This window comes from Rhizobacter sp. (genome assembly GCF_035702065.1).
GTDB lineage: Bacteria > Pseudomonadota > Gammaproteobacteria > Burkholderiales > Burkholderiaceae_C > Rhizobacter.
The window spans coordinates 1-16,017 of sequence record NZ_DASSRA010000405.1 but is presented as its reverse complement, the minus strand read 5'-3'; the positions used below and the strand labels follow the sequence as shown (position 1 = coordinate 16,017).

General features: G+C 68.5%; 14 protein-coding genes. 8 read left to right on the top strand and 6 right to left on the bottom strand.

Annotated features, from left to right (window positions below):
- The 3 genes from VFL64_RS17845 to VFL64_RS17835 form a co-directional block, all read left to right on the top strand.
- A partial coding sequence (locus tag VFL64_RS17845) for a glycosyltransferase (RefSeq protein ID WP_489541724.1) occupies positions 1-604 on the top strand: 604 nt, incomplete at its 5' end.
- Positions 601-2,655, top strand: coding sequence for a polyphosphate kinase 1 (gene ppk1 / locus VFL64_RS17840; RefSeq protein WP_489541723.1), 2,055 nt, complete (start codon positions 601-603; stop codon positions 2,653-2,655). The genes VFL64_RS17845 and ppk1, both read left to right, overlap by 4 nt.
- A 12-nt stretch (positions 2,656-2,667) precedes the next feature.
- The gene (locus VFL64_RS17835; protein WP_489541722.1) at positions 2,668-3,129 is read left to right on the top strand and encodes a SixA phosphatase family protein; all 462 of its coding nucleotides are present in this window, start codon (positions 2,668-2,670) and stop codon (positions 3,127-3,129) included.
- Between the two features lie 3 nt (positions 3,130-3,132).
- On the opposite strand, the gene VFL64_RS17830 is transcribed toward VFL64_RS17835, so the two are convergent.
- Positions 3,133-4,635, bottom strand: coding sequence for a Ppx/GppA phosphatase family protein (locus VFL64_RS17830; RefSeq protein WP_489541721.1), 1,503 nt, complete (start codon positions 4,633-4,635; stop codon positions 3,133-3,135).
- Positions 4,636-4,697: 62 nt separating this feature from the next.
- Positions 4,698-7,109, bottom strand: a complete 2,412-nt coding sequence (locus VFL64_RS17825) for a putative bifunctional diguanylate cyclase/phosphodiesterase (RefSeq protein ID WP_489541720.1) — start codon at positions 7,107-7,109, stop codon at positions 4,698-4,700.
- Positions 7,110-7,405: 296 nt separating this feature from the next.
- Here VFL64_RS17825 and VFL64_RS17820 point away from each other — a divergent pair, with 296 nt between their 5' ends.
- Entirely contained in the window at positions 7,406-8,185 is a 780-nt protein-coding gene (locus tag VFL64_RS17820; RefSeq protein ID WP_489541719.1) for a ZIP family metal transporter, read from the top strand.
- Positions 8,186-8,234: 49 nt separating this feature from the next.
- Here VFL64_RS17820 and VFL64_RS17815 read toward each other — a convergent pair whose 3' ends face one another.
- From VFL64_RS17815 to VFL64_RS17800, 4 genes are all read right to left on the bottom strand, one after another.
- A complete protein-coding gene (locus VFL64_RS17815; protein ID WP_489541718.1) occupies positions 8,235-8,669 on the bottom strand; it encodes a universal stress protein in 435 nt (144 codons plus the stop codon).
- Between the two features lie 100 nt (positions 8,670-8,769).
- Positions 8,770-9,591, bottom strand: coding sequence for a sulfurtransferase (locus tag VFL64_RS17810; RefSeq protein WP_489541717.1), 822 nt, complete (start codon positions 9,589-9,591; stop codon positions 8,770-8,772).
- 4 nt (positions 9,592-9,595) lie between these two features.
- The gene (locus tag VFL64_RS17805) at positions 9,596-10,483 is read right to left on the bottom strand and encodes a DMT family transporter (RefSeq protein ID WP_489541716.1); all 888 of its coding nucleotides are present in this window, start codon (positions 10,481-10,483) and stop codon (positions 9,596-9,598) included.
- 94 nt (positions 10,484-10,577) lie between these two features.
- The gene (locus VFL64_RS17800) at positions 10,578-11,714 is read right to left on the bottom strand and encodes an aromatic ring-hydroxylating oxygenase subunit alpha (RefSeq protein ID WP_489541715.1); all 1,137 of its coding nucleotides are present in this window, start codon (positions 11,712-11,714) and stop codon (positions 10,578-10,580) included.
- A 247-nt stretch (positions 11,715-11,961) separates the two neighbouring features.
- Between VFL64_RS17800 and VFL64_RS17795 the strand changes: the two genes are divergently transcribed.
- The 4 genes from VFL64_RS17795 to folE2 all read left to right on the top strand — a co-directional run bounded on the left by VFL64_RS17795 (position 11,962) and on the right by folE2 (position 15,940).
- Entirely contained in the window at positions 11,962-12,204 is a 243-nt protein-coding gene (locus tag VFL64_RS17795) for an exodeoxyribonuclease VII small subunit (protein ID WP_489541714.1), read from the top strand.
- On the top strand, positions 12,201-13,091 hold the full coding sequence (locus VFL64_RS17790) for a polyprenyl synthetase family protein (RefSeq protein WP_489541713.1): 891 nt from the start codon (positions 12,201-12,203) through the stop codon (positions 13,089-13,091). The genes VFL64_RS17795 and VFL64_RS17790 overlap by 4 nt, the downstream gene beginning before the upstream one ends.
- Positions 13,092-13,175: 84 nt before the next feature.
- Complete coding sequence (gene dxs, locus VFL64_RS17785) at positions 13,176-15,059, top strand: 1-deoxy-D-xylulose-5-phosphate synthase (protein WP_489541712.1); 1,884 nt, start codon at positions 13,176-13,178, stop codon at positions 15,057-15,059.
- 68 nt (positions 15,060-15,127) lie between these two features.
- The gene (gene folE2, locus VFL64_RS17780) at positions 15,128-15,940 is read left to right on the top strand and encodes a GTP cyclohydrolase FolE2 (RefSeq protein ID WP_489541711.1); all 813 of its coding nucleotides are present in this window, start codon (positions 15,128-15,130) and stop codon (positions 15,938-15,940) included.
- Positions 15,941-16,017: the final 77 nt, after the last annotated feature.

Here is a 16,017-nt window from a genome sequence, read left to right as displayed (position 1 = left end):
GAAGCCCTGGTCGCACGGCGTGGACCTGAGCCTGTTCAAGCCGGAGGAGGGCGCGGACTTCGGCCTGCCGCGGCCGGTCTTCCTGTACGTGGGCCGGGTCAGCTACGAGAAGAACCTCGAGGCCTTTCTCAGGCTCGACCTGCCCGGCTCCAAGGTGGTCTACGGCGTGGGCCCGCTCGAAGAACGCCTGCGCCGCGCGTACCCGGCGGTGCACTGGCGCGGCGTGGTGCCGCGGCCAGAGCTGGTGAATGTGTACAGCGCGGCCGACGTCTTCGTGTTCCCCAGCCGCTCGGAGACCTTCGGCCTGGTCATGCTCGAAGCCATGGCCTGCGGCACACCGGTCGCCGCCTACCCGGTGCCCGGGCCTCTGGACGTGGTGGCGCCCCAGCAGAACGCCGAAGATGGCGGCGTGTTGCACACTGATCTGCGTACCGCTGCGTTGCTGGCACTGGACATTCCGCGCAGCGCGGCGCGGCGGCGGGCCCTGCAGTTCGACTGGAGCCAGGTCTGTGCGGAGTTCATTTCCCACCTGGTGCCCGCCTGTCACACGGCCCGGATCGCTGTCACAGAAACGTCGCAAAAGGTTCATAAACTGGTTTCATGACTCCGGCACCGCGCCTTCCCGCGCTTCTCAACCGCGAAAGTTCGATCCTCGAATTCAACCGCCGCGTGCTGGCCCAGGCTCGGCGCGAAGACGTGCCGCTGCTGGAGCGCCTGCGCTACATCTGCATCGTCTCGTCCAACATGGACGAGTTCTTCGAGGTGCGCTTCGCCGACTACATCGAGGCTGCACGCCAGCCCGGCGCCGGGGTGTCGAACCGCGACCTGGAGGCGGTGGCGGCCGATGCCCACACGCTGATCGACGACCAGTACCGCGCCTTCAACGAAGAGGTGATGCCCGCCCTGCAGCGCGAAGGCATCCTGATCCTCAACCACTCCGACCGCAACGAGGCGCAGCGCCGCTGGGTCGAGCAGTTCTTCCACCGCCAGGTGCGCCCGCTCCTGGTGCCGGTGGGGCTGGACCCGTCGCACCCTTTCCCGCAGGTGGCCAACAAGTCGCTCAACTTCATTGCCCGCCTGAGCGGCATGGACGCCTTCGGGCGCGAGAACAGCATTGCCATCGTCAAGGTGCCGCGCGTGCTGCCACGCGTCATCCGCCTGCCCGACGAGCTGGTCGATGGGCATGAGAAGGGCGCGCAGGCCTTCGTGCTGCTCACGAGCGTGATCCGCGCCCACCTGGGCGAGCTGTTCCCCGGCCGCGAGGTCGAGGCGTTCTCGCAGTTCCGACTCACGCGCGACTCCGACCTCGCGGTCGACGAAGAAGACGTGGTCAACCTGCGCCAGGCCTTGCGCTCGGGCCTGACCACGCGGCACTTCGGCCAGGCCATCCGGCTGGAGGTGGTCAACACCTGCCCGCCCGAGCTGTCGGAGTTCCTGCTGACGCAATTCGCCTTGCCCTCGGCCGCGCTGTACCAGGTGAACGGCCCGGTGAACCTGGTGCGCCTGAACGCGTTGATCGACGCGGCCGATGCGCCGCAGCTGCGCTTCAAGCCCTATGACGCGCCGTGGCCACGCGGCCTGTCGCGCGACGAGTCGATCTTCGAGCGGCTGCGCGAGGGCGACGTGCTGATGCACCACCCCTTCGAGTCCTTCGAGCCGGTGGTGCAGTTCCTGCGCGAGGCGGTCGACGACCCCGACGTGCTGGCCATCAAGCAGACCATCTACCGCACCGGCAGCGAATCGCCGCTGATGGACCTGCTGATCGAAGCCGCTCGCCGGGGCAAGGAAGTGATGGCCGTGGTGGAGCTCAAGGCCCGCTTCGACGAAGAGGCCAACATCAACTGGGCCGAGCGGCTCGAGGCGGTGGGTGCGCAGGTGGTGTACGGCATCGTGGGCCTCAAGACCCACGCCAAGCTGCTGCTGGTGACGCGCCGCGAAGGCGGCAAGCTCAAGCGCTACGGCCACCTCTCCACCGGCAACTACAACCCCAAGACGGCGCGCCTGTACACCGACGTGGGCTACCTCACGGCCGACCCTGACCTCACCTCCGACGCCGACGCGGTGTTCCAGCAGCTCGCGAGCCTGGGCAAGACGCGTCCGCTGCGCCAGCTGCTGCAGGCGCCCTTCACGCTGCACAAGCAGATGCTCAAGCATGTGGAGCAGGTGACCCAGGCGGCGCGCGGTGGCCAGCCCGCGCGCATCGTGGCCAAGGTCAATGCGCTGACCGACATCCCCTTGATCGAAGCCCTGATCGCCGCCGGCCAGGCCGGGGCCGACATCGACCTGATCGTGCGCGGCGCCTGCATGCTGCCGCCGGGCATCCCCGGGCTGACCGACCGCATCCGCGTGCGCTCGGTGGTGGGGCGTCTGCTGGAGCACTCACGCGTGCTGTACTTCCGCTGGGGGCAGGGCGCCGGCGACGAGGCGCTGTTCCTGTCGAGCGCCGACTGGATGAGCCGCAACATGTTCCGCCGCATTGAGGTGGCCTGGCCGGTGCGCGACGCCGCACTGCGCCAGCGTGTGATCGACGAATGCCTGGTGCCCTACCTGCACGACCGGCAGGACGCCTGGCAGCTCAATGCCGATGGCAGCTACGAGCGTGTGGGCACCGACGGCCCGAGTGCCCAACAGGCACTGATGCAACGCTATCTCTGAGGGAGAGCCGACATGGACCTGATCCTCTGGCGCCACGCCGAAGCCCACGTGCTGCGCGAAGGGCAGAACGACCTCGAACGCGTGCTCACGCCCAAGGGCGAGCGGCAGGCGCAGCGCATGGCGGAATGGCTGAACCAGCGCATGGCGCACTCCACCCGCATCCTGGTGAGCCCGGCGGCGCGCACGCAGCAGACGGCCAAGGCGCTGGAGCGCAGCTTCAAGACCGTGCAGGCCCTCTCGCCCGAGGCCTCGGCCACCGCGCTGCTCAGCGTGGCGCGTTGGCCCGACGCCAGCGAGCCGGTGCTGGTGGTCGGCCACCAGCCCACGCTCGGGCAGGTCGCCGCACTGCTCGTGGGCAATGTGGCCCAGAGCTGGGTGATGAAGAAGGGCGCCGTGTGGTGGCTGCGCAGCCGCGAGCGCGAAGACGGATACCAGATCCTCGTGCAGGCCGTGCAGTCGCCCGACTGCCTCTGATCCTTACGACCGCAACACCAGCCGCAGCGGGCCGCGCTCCCATGCGGCCACCTCTTCGTTCAACAGGAAGAGCGCCCGCGGATGGGTCTCGGCCCAGCTGGGCGAGAACGACAGCACGGCCTGAGAACCCTGGCGCGTGAGCCGCAGGGCTAGCGGGTCGATCTCGCCGCGGGCGTGGCACTTGATGATGGCCAGCCGCAGGCACAGGGTCTGCCAGGCGAAGTTGTCGTCGGCGAGCTGCATCTCCACCTTCTTCAGGCCGCCACGCTGCGCAAGCACCAGGTCGGCCAGGCGGCGCTGCTGCGACTGCGAGAAGCCGGCCGCGTCGACATTGCCCAGCAGGTAGGCGCTGTGGCGGTGGTGGTCGTGGTGCGACACCATCATGCCAAGCTCGTGCAGGGCGCTGGCCCAGCGCAGCTCGCGTGCCAGCGGGCCGGCAGCACCCGGCGCCACGCCGGCGTAGAGCGATTCGGCCACGGCCGTCACGCGCCGGGCCTGGGCCAGGTCGATCTCGAAGCGGCGCTGCAGCTCGCGCACCGAGTCGTCGCGGATGTCGTGGGCGACGGGGCTGGAGCCGGCGTTGAGGCGTTCATCCAGATCGAAGATCACCCCTTGGCGCAGGGCGCCGCGGGTGGGTTGCAGGGCCTCGATGCCGAAGTGCGTGGCCAGCGTGTACAGGATGGCCAGGCCGCCGCCGATCACCGCGCGGCGGTCTTCCTTGATGCCGGCCAGGGTGAGCTTGTCGATGCGTCCGGCGCGCAGGCATTGCTCGATGCACCAGCGCAGGCCGTCGGGCGTGATGTTGCCGTTGGTGATGCCGTTGGCGGCCAGCAGCTGCGACACCGCGCCGGCCGTGCCCGAGGAGCCCAGCGCTTCGCGCCAGTGCCTGGGGGCGAAGGGTTCGAGCGCTTCTTCGAGCTCTGCGCCGGCGGCCACCTGCGCCGCGCGGAACGCACTCTCGGTGAAGCGCCCGTCGCCGAAGTAGCGCATGGACAGGCTCACGCTGCCCACGCGGAACGACTCGGCATGCAGCGGCGTGCGGCCGTGGCCGAGGATCATCTCGGTGGAGCGACCGCCGATGTCGATCACCAGGCGCCGCTCGTCCGAGGGCTGCAGCCGTGCCACGCCGGCGTAGATGAGGCGCGCTTCTTCACGGCCCGAGATCACCTCGATCGGGTAGCCGAGCGCCGACTGCGCGCGCACGAGGAAGGCGTTGCGGTTCTGCGCCTCGCGCAGCGTCTGGGTGGCGACAGCGCGCACCTGGAAGCTGGCGTAGCCCTCGAGCCGCTGGGCGAAGCGGCGCAGGCAGGCGAGCCCGCGCTCCATGGCTTCTTCGGTCAGCTGGCCCTGCGCATCGAGGCCGCCGCCCAGACGCACGGTTTCCTTCAGGTAGTCGATCCGCTTGTAGCGGCCCGGGCTCAGCTGCCCGATCTCGAGCCGGAAGCTGTTGGAGCCCATGTCGACGGCCGCCAGGTGCCCGGGGTAGGACGTGAGAGCTTCGTTCATGCCCGGGATTGTGCGGGCAATCTCGTGACGGATCGCCCTTGGTTCGCGGTGTGGCGGGTCGCTTACGCGGCCCAGAGGCCGGGCTCGCCCCGCAGGGAATCGGCATGGGCCGGCAGGGGCTTGCCAGCGCGGTCTTGCAGGAAGGCCAGCACCTCGCTGCCGGGCATGGGCCGCGCGACCAGGTAGCCCTGCACCACCCCGCACCGCTGTTCATGCAGCAGCTCGATGGCCGAGGGGTCTTCCACGCCCTCGGCCAGGGTGTCCATGCGCAGTGCGCGTGCCATGTCGATGGTGGCGCGCACGATGGCGCGGGCGTCGGGGCGGTCCACGATCTCGCTCACGAAGGAGCGGTCGATCTTCAGCTGGTCGAACGGGAAGCGCCGCAGGTAGGCGAGCGACGAGTAGCCGGTGCCGAAGTCGTCGAGTGCGATGCGCACGCCCAGTTCGCGCAGGGCGTGCAGCTTGGACAAGGTGCTGTGGCTGTCGGCCATCAACACCGACTCGGTGATCTCGATCTCCAGCCGCTGCGGGGGCAGGCCGCTGGTGGCCAGCGCGTGGGCCACGTCGGCGCGCAGGTCGCGCGCCATCACCTGCAGCGGCGAGAGGTTGACGGCCACGCGCACCGCCTCGGGCCAGGCGCGCGCCTCCTTGCAGGCCTGGTGCAGCACCCATCTGCCGATGTCGTGGATCATGCCGGCCTCTTCGGCCACGGGGATGAAGTCCTGCGGCGGCACCTCGCCCAGCTCGGGGTGGTTCCAGCGCAGCAGGGCCTCGAAGGCGATGATCTCGCCGTCCGACAGGCGCAGCTGCGGCTGGAACAGGAGCTGCAGTTGCTTGCCCGGGATGGCCTCGCGCAGCGCACGCTCCACATCGAGGCGCTTGACCACGCGGGCACCCATGCTCTGCGTGTAGAAGCTGAACTGCCCGCGGCCGGCCGCCTTGGCGGCGTAGAGCGCCAGGTCGGCGTGCTTGAGCAGCACGTCGGCCGCCTGGCCGTCGCGCGGGGCCAGCGCGATGCCCAGACTCGCGCCCAGCGGCACCGTCACGCCGCCGATCTCGCAGGGCTTGCTCAGCGCGTACAGCATGCGGCCGGCGACGAGCGCCACCTCGTCGGGGCCGGAGACGTCGCGCACGATGAGGCCGAACTCGTCGCCGCCCAGTCGGGCCACCACGTCGCCCTCGCGGCGTGCGGCCTGCAGGCGCTGGCCCACCACGCGCAGCAGCTGGTCGCCGGTGTCGTGGCCGAGTGCGTCGTTGACGGTCTTGAAGCCGTCGAGATCGAGGCACAGCACGGCGCATTGCTCGCCCGACTGGCGCACGCTCTCGAGCGCGTTGTCGAGCTCGATGCGGAAGCGGTGGCGGTTGCTGAGGTCGGTGACGGCGTCGAAATGCGCGAGCTGCCACACGTGGTGCTGCGCTTCGCGCGCCGCGGTGACGTTGGAGACCACGCCGCGCCAGCCGCTGCCACCTTCGACCGGCTTGGCCGTGAGCGACCACCAGATGGTGCGCCGGGCGATGCTGACGGGCAGCTCGATGTGGCTGAACGGCGTCCGGTCTTGCAGGTGATGGGCCAGCCGCCTGAGTGCCACTTCACCTTCGGCCGCCACCGATTCGCGCAGCTTGCGCTGACGGCGCTGCAGCAGTTCGAGCAGGCTGCGTCCCTCGAGTGCGCTTTCCGTGCGTCCGAGCAGGCGGGCCATGCGGCGCGACACCTTGCGCAGGTGGCCTTCGTTGTCGATCTCCCACAGCACGTCGGCGGCGTGCTGCTCGAAGTCGTGCAGCAAGAGGCCGATCACCTCGCGCTGGCCTTCGGCACGCAGCTCGGCCACGACCCGTGCCTTGAACAGGCGCGACCACGACTGTGCACCCGCGAGCACCACGGCCACGTAGACCACCAGCAGCATGGCCATCGGTGCGACGGCATCCGCGCTCAACTGCAGCACCGCGGCAAGGGCGCCGGCGCTCATCAGCGCCAGGAAGGCGGTGGTGGCGTTGCGGATCGGGGCCAGCGCCGCCGAGCCCGCGCACATGATGCCCACGGTGATACTGGTGAGGATCAGGAACTGCGCCGGCGTGGCCACCGAACTCATCAGCGGCAGGGGCAGCGCCCACAGCAGCCCCATCAACGCGGCATGCCGCGTGGCATGCGTGGTGGCGCGCGGCGACGCATGGGTGGGCGCGTGGCCGCGGCGCAGGCGCCACCAGGCCCGCACGCCCAGGCCCACCCCGCCGGCGAGGGCCAGCGCCCAGGCGACCAGGGCCGGCAAGGGGACGTCGTTGCGGAAGGTGAGGCACAGCGTGGCCACGCCGACCACGTTCGCCGCCACCACCATGGGCGTGAGCATCAGCACCGCCTGCACCTGCATGGCGCGCAGCCGCCCGCGCAGGTCGTTGCTGGGTGGCTCGACCAGATCGGACAGCTCTGCCTCGGTGGCGAGCGCACTTTCCGTGACGGTGGCAGAGGTGGTGTGCAAGATGCGGTGGACAGCAGCAGGCCGGCGCTTTCTACCCTGTCATGCGCACGGCGAATGGGCAAGGATTGCCGCGGCCAGCGTGGGGCACAAGGGTGAGAACCTCCCATCCCCCCGCGCCGTGGGCGTTTCAGGCGAAAAGTGCCGATTTCTGTGGGGTGGGCCGTACACCCGGCGCGGCTGGGCCCACGGCGCGTCGTGGATTGCTTCACGGCGGGCACGTCCAGCCCATTCACGCGCTAAGCTTCGGGCCTCGCCAAGCCGCGCGGACTGCGCGGTTTTTTTGTGTCCCTGCCCCCATGACCCTTCTGTACATCATCGTGGCCACCTTCGCGGGCGGTCTGCTGTCGGTGCTGATCGCCGCCAGCCTCACCGTGAAGGTGCTGGGCCGCGTGGTCCACCACCTGGTGAGCCTGTCGGCCGGCGTGCTGCTCGCCACCGCCTTGCTCAACGTGCTGCCCGAGGCTTTCGAGAGCAAGGCCAGCCCGCAGGCCTTGTTCGGCACGCTGCTGGCGGGGCTGATCTTCTTCTTCCTGCTGGAGAAGGCCGAGCTGTATCGGCACAGCCATCATCACCAGGGCGATGGCCACCACCATCACCATCACTTCGACCAGCAGCAGGCGGGGCGCGGCGGCTGGAGCGTGCTGATGGGCGACAGCATCCACAACTTCTGCGACGGCATCATCATCGCCGCCGCGTTCCTCACCGACCCGCAGCTCGGGCTCGTCACCTCGCTGGCCATCATTGCCCACGAGATCCCGCAGGAGGTGGGCGACTACATCGTGCTGCTCAACGCCGGCCTGTCGCGCAGCAAGGCGCTGCTCTACAACGCGATGTCGGGCCTGGCGGCCGTGGTGGGTGGCGTGATTGGCTACTTCGTGGTGGGCCCGTGGGTCGAGCTGTTTCCCTACCTGCTGGTGATTGCTGCCAGCAGCTTCATCTACGTGGCGGTGGCCGACCTGATCCCGCAGCTGCAGCACCGCCTGTCGATGAAGGACACGCTGGCGCAGCTGGCCTGGCTGGCCGCGGGCATGCTGGTCATCGTGGGCGTCTTGCACTTCGTGCAGCACACCCACTAGCACCGCGCCCCGAGGGCGCCCTGCGCCGACGAGAGCCCCTCGTGCAAGCTCAGCGCACGATAAGGACCGGCACCTTGGTGTGCGTGAGCACCTTCTGGGTTTCACTGCCCAGCAGCAAGGCAGTGACGCCGCGTCGACCGTGCGAGGCCATGACGATCAGGTCGCATTCCTGGCGGCCGGCATGCTCGATCACGGCCTCCCAGGGGTGCAGTGCTTCCACCGTCTGGGCGTCGCATTGCAGGCCCGCGGCCTGGGCGGCGTCGCGCACGTCCTTGACGCGGGACGAGGCGATGCGCTCCTGCGCGTCGAAGAACTCCTGCGGAGGCGTGGGCTGCATCTCGGAGATCGCGCTGTAGGGGAAGGGCTCCTTCACGCTCAGCGTGTAGAGCCGCGCGTTGAGCGTCTTGGCCAGGCCGATGGCGGTGTCGACGGCCTTCTTGGTGATGTCAGAGCCGTCTGTGGGAACCAGGATGCGCTTGAACATGACCATCTCCGGAAGCGAACAGGAGCGTTCAGCGCCACGGTAGCGTCGGCCCGTGCCAGGGTCAACCGTCTGCGCCGCGCCTCCTGATGTAGGTCAAGGCCTACGCCCGGGTCATGGGGCGTGTCGGGTCGCTCGACCACTCGCTCCAGGAGCCGGGGTAGAGCGCTGTCACGCCCAGGCCGGCCAACTCCATCGCCAGGATGTTGTGGCAGGCGGTCACGCCGGAGCCGCACTGGTGCACCACCGGGCGCGCGTCGAGCAGGGGCGCGAACTCCGCACGCAGCAGTTCGGCCGGCTTGAAGCGGCCGTCGGCCTGCAGGTTGTCCTTGAAGAAGCGATTGAGCGCACCCGGGATGTGGCCGGCCACCGCGTCGAGCGGCTCCACCTCGCCTCGGTAGCGCCCGGGGGCGCGGGCGTCGATCACCCGCACCTCGCCCAGGCGCGCCTGGAGCTGCCGTGCATCGAGGGTGGGCACGGCCGGCGGCAGCGAGGGGTAGGGCGCCTGCTGCGCGGCGGAGGGCAGGGCTTGCGTGAGCGTGCCGCCGGCTTGCTGCCAGGCGGCCAGGCCACCGTCGAGCACGGCCACGTCGGCATGTCCCATCCAGCGCAGCACCCACCATGCGCGTGCGGCGTACATGCCGCCCTGGCGGTCGTAGGCGACAACGGGCACGCCAGGGGCGATGCCGAGCTGGCCCATCCAGTGTGTGTAGTCGGCCCGCTCGCGCAGCGGGTGGCGTCCGTTGCGGCCGGTCTTGGCGCCGGAGAGGTCGCGGTCAAGGTGCACGTAGTGCGCGCCGGGCAGGTGGCCTTCACGGTAACTGCGCTCGCCGGCGGCCGGGTCGGCCAGGTCGAAGCTGCAGTCCAGCAGCAGCGGCTTGATGGCGCCGGACAGCAGCTGGTCGGCAGCGACGAGAGGGTGCATGCGCTCAGCTTTCGGTGGGGCTGGTGGTGTCGGCGAAGGCCGCCTTGCTGCGCAACAGGGTGGCGGCCAGGCCGGAGAAGACGATGAACAGCATGCCCAGCAGCGCCATCCACGTGACCTTGTCGTTGAACAGCAGCACGCCGTAGACGAAGGAGAAGGCGATGCCCAGGTACTGCAGGCTGGCGTTGACCAGCATCTTGCCGGTGCTGTAGGCGCGCGTCATCAGCATCTGCGCGGTGGTGGCGAGCACGCCCACCGCCAGCAGCAGCGCGGCGCCGCGCCAGGTGTGGCCGTGCAAACCGGTCCACAGCGTGCTGGCCGCGCCGAGCAGCATGCCACCCAGCGAGAAGTAGAAGACGATGCGGTAGACCGGCTCGCCGGCCCGCCCCAGCGCCGTCACCTGCAGGTAGGCGGTGGCAGAGATCATCCCCGACAGCAGGCCGATCAGGCCGTGCCAGAGCTGGTTCTCCTCGATGGTGGGCCTCAGAATCAGCGCCACGCCGGCAAAGCCCAGCAGCACGGTGGCGATCAGGCGGCCGTCGACGCGCGAGGTGCCCAGCATCACGGCGCCGCCGATGAGAAAGAGCGCCATCCACACCGACGACATGTAGTTGAGCGTCATCGCCGTGGCCAGCGGCAGGTTGCCGATGGCATAGAACCACAGGCTCAGCGCCAGCACGCCGCTGATGCTGCGCCAGAAGTGCATCGCCGGCACCTGCGTGCGCAGCGTGCCGCCCTGGCGCCAGGCCACCAGCGCCAGCGTGAGCGCGCCCACGGCGCCGCGGTAGAACACGATCTCGCCCGTCTCGTACAGCTCGGAGGCGAGCTTGACGCACACGCTCATGCTGGCGAACAGAAACGATGCCAGGATCATGAGGACGGGCGCTGTCATGCGCATCACGCAGGCCGAGCGCCGGGCCGCTCCCAAGCAGGCCCGCATCCCCGCGGGGGATCGGCCGGTGTACTCAGCGGACGAGGGGTTGCCATCAAGCCTTGAAGTTCATCGTGCGGCGATACCAGGCGTGGAACTCTTCCATGCCGTCTTCCATTGGCGACTGGTACGGCCCGGCCTCGTTGTCTCCACGTTCGAACAAGGCCTTGCGGCCTGCGTCCATGCGCAGGGCGATCTCGTCGTCCTCGACACAGGTTTCCATGTAGGCCGCTTGCTGGGCCTCGACGAACTCGCGCTCGAAGGCGGTGATCTCCTCGGGGTAGAAGAACTCCACCACGTTGAGCGTCTTCTGCGGGCCCTTGGGGTAGAGCGTGGACACCACCAGCACGTGCGGGTACCACTCGACCATGATGTTCGGGTAGTAGGTGAGCCAGATCGCGCCCTGCTTGGGCATCGGGTCGTCGAAGCGGCCTTCGCGGAACCTGAGCACGGCCTCGTGCCACTTGAGGTAGGTGGCCGAGCCGGCCTTGGCGAAGCCCTTGTTCACGCCCACCGTCTGCACGGAGTGGTGGCGGCCGAACTCCCAAGCCAGGTCGTCGCAGGTGACGAACTGCGAGAGGCCGGGGTGGAAGGGGCCGACGTGGTAGTCCTCGAGGTAGACCTCGATGAAGGTCTTCCAGTTGTAGTCGCACTCGTGCATGTGAACCTTGTCCAGCACGTAGCCGCTGAAGTCGAGGTCGGCGCGCGGGCCGAGCGCCGACAGCTCGGAGACGATGTCGCGCCCGTTGTCCTCGAAGACAAGGCCGTTCCAGGTGCGCGTCTTGTAGCGGTTGAGGTGCAGGCAAGGGTCCTGCTGAAAGTGCGGCGCACCGATCAGCTGGCCCTTGAGGTCGTAGGTCCAGCGGTGCAGCGGACACACGATGTTCTGCCCCGTGTTGCCGCGGCCTTGCAGCATCACCGCCTGCCGGTGTCGGCAGACGTTGGAGATGAGCTCGATGCCTTGCGCCGTGCGCACCAGGGCGCGGCCTTCGCCTTCCTGCGGCAGGGCGTAGTGATCGCCGATCTCGGGCACCGCCAGCTCGTGCCCGAGATAGCGCGGGCCGTGCTGGAAGATGAGTTCCATTTCGCGGCGATACAGGTCGCTGTCGAAATAGGCTGAAACCGGGAGTTGGAGGCGGGGTTGCTCGAGAGCAGTCCCAAGGGAGGGGAGAGCGAGGCTCAGGTCAGACATGATCCCGAGATTTCCTATAACCGATGTGAACGTGCCACCCGTGTATCGCTTGCGGGTGGGATGTCTTCGCTGCGCACGGCGCGGACGGGTTTTGAGCCCTGTCATTCAGCGAGGGCGGGATTGTACCCACGGGGGTGGATCTGTCCCCGGTTTGAGGTCTCTTTTGGGGAGCTGTCCTGGTTTGGTGCGTGCGGACAACGCCCCCGGCTGGGCTGGCTGACTACAATCTTGCTTTTGCCCCCCTCTGATGGCCAAAGTACCCTCCGCCCCGACCTCCAGCCCGATGCCCGCCAATTACGAACAGGCGGTGGCCGAACTGGAAGCCCTGGTGGCGGCCATGGAAGGCGGACAGCTGCCCCTGGATGGCCTGTTGCAGAGCTACCGCCGCGGCGCTGACCTGCTGAACTTCTGCCGCGAGCGCCTGGAAGCGGTCGAGTCGCAGGTCAAAGTGCTCGAAGACGGCCAACTGAAGCCTTGGAAGAACGAATGAGTCCCGCCGTCGATTTCGACAACTGGTCACGCAGCCAGCTCGACACGGTCGAGTCGGCCCTGTCGGCCTGGGTGCCGGGTGCCGCCCCGGCCGGCCTCGGCCAGGCCATGCGCTACGGCGTGCTCGATGGCGGCAAGCGGCTGCGTCCCCTGCTGGTCCTGGCTGCGGCCGATGCCGTCGACGGCAGTGGCGAGGCCGCATTGCGTGCGGCGTGCGCGGTGGAATTGATCCACGCCTACTCGCTGGTTCACGACGACATGCCTTGCATGGACAACGACGTGCTGCGCCGCGGCAAGCCCACCGTACACGTGCAGTTCGGCGAGGCCCAGGCCATGCTGGCCGGAGACGCCATGCAAGCCCTGGCCTTCGAGATCCTGACGCCGGAGCAGGGCATGGCCCCCGCGCTGCAGGCCAAGCTGTGCTCGCTGCTGGCCCGTTCCGCCGGGCACGCCGGCATGGCCGGCGGCCAGGCCATCGACCTGGCCAGCATCGGCGTGGCGCTCGACGAGGTGGCGCTGCGCGACATGCACCATCGCAAGACCGGTGCCTTGCTGCAAGCCAGCGTGCTGATGGGTGCTGCCTGCGGGGAGAGCAGCCCCACGGCCTGGCAGGCGCTGGCGGACTACGGCGACGCCGTGGGGTTGGCCTTCCAGGTCGTCGACGACATCCTCGACGTGACCCAGGCCTCCGAGACGCTGGGCAAGACGGCCGGCAAAGACCTTCACAACAACAAACCCACCTACGTCACGGTGCTCGGGCTGGAGGCGGCCCGGCGCCATGCGAAGGAGCTGCGCGAGAAGGCCCAGGCGGCCCTGGCGCGCAGTTCGCTGGTCGACGTGACCTGGCTCGCCGAGCTGGCCGACAGAGTGGTGGACAGGGATAGCTGACATGAACACACCCCCACGCTCACTTCGTTCACTGCCCCCCAAGGGGGCGCGTCAGCTCCTTGGGAGCGGCCCGGCGGACCTGACATGAAACACGATCTGCTCAACACCATCGAAAGCCCGGCCGACGTGCGCAAGCTGTCGCGTCCCGAGCTGAAGCAGCTGGCGGTGGAACTGCGCGACTACGTGCTGCAGAGCGTTTCGCAGACTGGCGGGCACTTGTCGTCCAACCTCGGCACAGTGGAGCTGACCATCGCGCTGCACCACGTGTTCAACACACCGCACGACCGCATCGTGTGGGACGTGGGCCACCAGACCTACCCGCACAAGATCCTCACCGGCCGGCGCGACCGCATGTCCACGCTGCGCCAACTGGGTGGGCTGTCGGGCTTCCCGCGCCGCCCTGAGAGCGAGTACGACACCTTCGGCACCGCGCATTCGTCGACCTCGATCTCGGCTGCGCTCGGCATGGCCATCGCAGCCCAGATCAAGGGCGAGGACCGCAAGTCGGTGGCCGTGATCGGCGACGGCGCCATGACGGCCGGCATGGCCTTCGAGGCGCTCAACAATGGTGGTGTGGCGGGCGCCGACATGCTGGTGGTGCTCAACGACAACGACATGTCGATCTCGCCGCCGGTGGGGGCGCTCAATCGCTACCTGGCACGCCTGATGAGCGGCAAGTTCTACGCGGCCGCCCGCGACACTGCCAAGAACGTGCTGAAGAACGCGCCGCCGCTGTTCGAACTGGCGCGTCGCTTCGAAGAGCATGCCAAGGGCATGGTCGTGCCGGGCACCATCTTCGAAGAGTTCGGCTTCACCTACTTCGGCCCCATCGACGGCCACGACCTCGATTCGCTGATCCCCACGCTCGAGAACCTGCGCGACATGAAGGGCCCGCTCTTCCTGCACGTGGTCACCAAGAAGGGCATGGGCTACAAACTGGCCGAAGCCGACCCGGTCAACTACCACGGGCCGGGCAAGTTCGATCCCAAGGTGGGCTTGCAGAAGCCTGCCACACCGCCCAAGAAGACCTTCACCCAGGTGTTCGGCCAATGGCTGTGCGACATGGCCGAGGCCGACAAGCGCCTGGTCGGTATCACGCCGGCCATGCGCGAAGGCTCGGGCATGGTCGAGTTCGAACAGCGCTTCCCCCAGCGCTACTTCGACGTGGGCATTGCCGAGCAGCACGCAGTCACCTTTGCCGCTGGCCTGGCCTGCGAAGGCATGAAGCCGGTGGTGGCGATCTACTCCACCTTCCTGCAGCGCGCCTACGACCAGCTGGTGCACGATGTGGCGATTCAGAACCTGCCGGTGGTGTTCGCGCTCGACCGCGCCGGCCTGGTGGGAGCCGACGGCGCCACCCATGCCGGGGCCTACGACATCGCCTACCTGCGCTGCATTCCCAACATGAGCGTGCTGGCGCCGGCCGACGAGCGCGAGTGCCGCCAGCTGCTCACCACCGCCTTCCACCAGGACCACCCGGTGGCCGTGCGCTACCCGCGCGGCGCGGGGGCGGGCGTGGCCGTCGAGCCGGCGCTGACCACTTTGCCCTGGGGCAAGGGCGAAGTGCGCCGCCAGGGCGAGCGCATCGCCATCCTGGCCTTCGGCACCCTGCTGTACCCGGCGCTGGCGGCCGGTGAGAACCTCAACGCCACCGTGGCCAACATGCGCTTCGTGAAGCCGCTCGATGTCGCGCTCGTGACTGAATTGGCGCGCAGCCATGATGCAATCGTGACCGTGGAAGAAGGCTGCCTCATGGGCGGCGCCGGCAGTGCGGTGCAGGAAGCACTGGCCGAGGCGCGCATCGAGGTGCCGGTTCTCACTCTGGGCTTGCCCGATGAGTTCATCGAGCATGGTGACCCCGCCAAGCTTCTCAGCTTGTGTGGCCTGGATGCCGCGGGCATCGAGCAGTCGATCCTCAAGCGCTTCGGCGCGCGGCCGGCCCTGTTGCGGCCGGCGGCCAGCCGATAGCAAGAGGCGATGCAGCCGGATGCCCTTGGGCCCGCCAGGGCGTCGATTAGCTGTCATCCTTGCTAGTTATGAACCACATGACCGACGTTAAGAGCGCGTTGAAAGACACGCTGCACATCCCCGATACGCAGAGCGAGCGCGACGAGCGCCATTTGGCCATTCAGCGTGTGGGCGTGAAGGACGTGCGCTACCCGCTGAGCCTGCGCATGGGCAAGACGCCCCAGCCGACGATCGGCGTGTGGGACATGGCCGTGGCGCTGCCGGCCGAGCAGAAGGGCACCCACATGTCGCGCTTCGTGGCGTGGCTGGATGCGCTGAACAACGAACCGCTCGACGTCGCCTCGCTGCGCACACACTTCACCGCCATGCTCGAGAAGCTGCACGCGACCGAAGGGCGTGTGGAAGTGAAGTTCCCCTTCTTCATCCGCAAGCGTGCGCCGGTGTCGGGCCTGGAAAGCCTGCTCGACTACCAGGGCAGCTGGGTTGCCGAGGCCGTCAACGGCCAGACCACGGTGTGGTCGCAGGTGTTGGTGCCGGTGAAGTCGCTGTGCCCCTGCTCCAAGGAGATCTCCGACTACGGTGCGCACAACCAGCGCTCGCACGTGACCATCCGCGCCGAGCTGCTGCAAGACGTATCGTGGGGCGAGCTGGTGCGCTTTGCCGAGGAGTCGGCCTCCAGCGAGATCTGGCCCATGCTCAAGCGGGCCGACGAGAAGTGGGTCACCGAGCACGCCTACGAGAACCCCAAGTTCGTCGAGGACCTGGTGCGTGACGTGGCCCTGCGGCTCAACGCCGACAAGCGCATCGGCCGCTACAGCGTGGATGTGGAGAACTTCGAGTCCATCCACAACCATTCGGCCTACGCCCGGATAGAACGTTAGCCCCCCAGTCGCTTCGCTCCTGCCCCCACGGGGCGCCACCCGGCGGCCCGGCAAAGCCGGTTCCGCGGGCGTTGCTT

Excerpts from the sequence above, each read along its gene's own strand:
- VFL64_RS17820 (WP_489541719.1), top strand. The coding sequence starts at position 7,406 with ATGACCCTTCTGTACATCATCGTGGCCACCTTCGCGGGCGGTCTGCTG.
- VFL64_RS17810 (WP_489541717.1), bottom strand. The coding sequence starts at position 9,591 with ATGCACCCTCTCGTCGCTGCCGACCAGCTGCTGTCCGGCGCCATCAAG.
- folE2 (WP_489541711.1), top strand. The coding sequence starts at position 15,128 with ATGAACCACATGACCGACGTTAAGAGCGCGTTGAAAGACACGCTGCAC.
- VFL64_RS17805 (WP_489541716.1), bottom strand. The coding sequence starts at position 10,483 with ATGACAGCGCCCGTCCTCATGATCCTGGCATCGTTTCTGTTCGCCAGC.
- VFL64_RS17815 (WP_489541718.1), bottom strand. The coding sequence starts at position 8,669 with ATGTTCAAGCGCATCCTGGTTCCCACAGACGGCTCTGACATCACCAAG.
- VFL64_RS17800 (WP_489541715.1), bottom strand. The coding sequence starts at position 11,714 with ATGTCTGACCTGAGCCTCGCTCTCCCCTCCCTTGGGACTGCTCTCGAG.
- dxs (WP_489541712.1), top strand. The coding sequence starts at position 13,176 with ATGAAACACGATCTGCTCAACACCATCGAAAGCCCGGCCGACGTGCGC.
- VFL64_RS17835 (WP_489541722.1), top strand. The coding sequence starts at position 2,668 with ATGGACCTGATCCTCTGGCGCCACGCCGAAGCCCACGTGCTGCGCGAA.
- VFL64_RS17830 (WP_489541721.1), bottom strand. The coding sequence starts at position 4,635 with ATGAACGAAGCTCTCACGTCCTACCCCGGGCACCTGGCGGCCGTCGAC.
- ppk1 (WP_489541723.1), top strand. The coding sequence starts at position 601 with ATGACTCCGGCACCGCGCCTTCCCGCGCTTCTCAACCGCGAAAGTTCG.
- VFL64_RS17790 (WP_489541713.1), top strand. The coding sequence starts at position 12,201 with ATGAGTCCCGCCGTCGATTTCGACAACTGGTCACGCAGCCAGCTCGAC.
- VFL64_RS17795 (WP_489541714.1), top strand. The coding sequence starts at position 11,962 with ATGGCCAAAGTACCCTCCGCCCCGACCTCCAGCCCGATGCCCGCCAAT.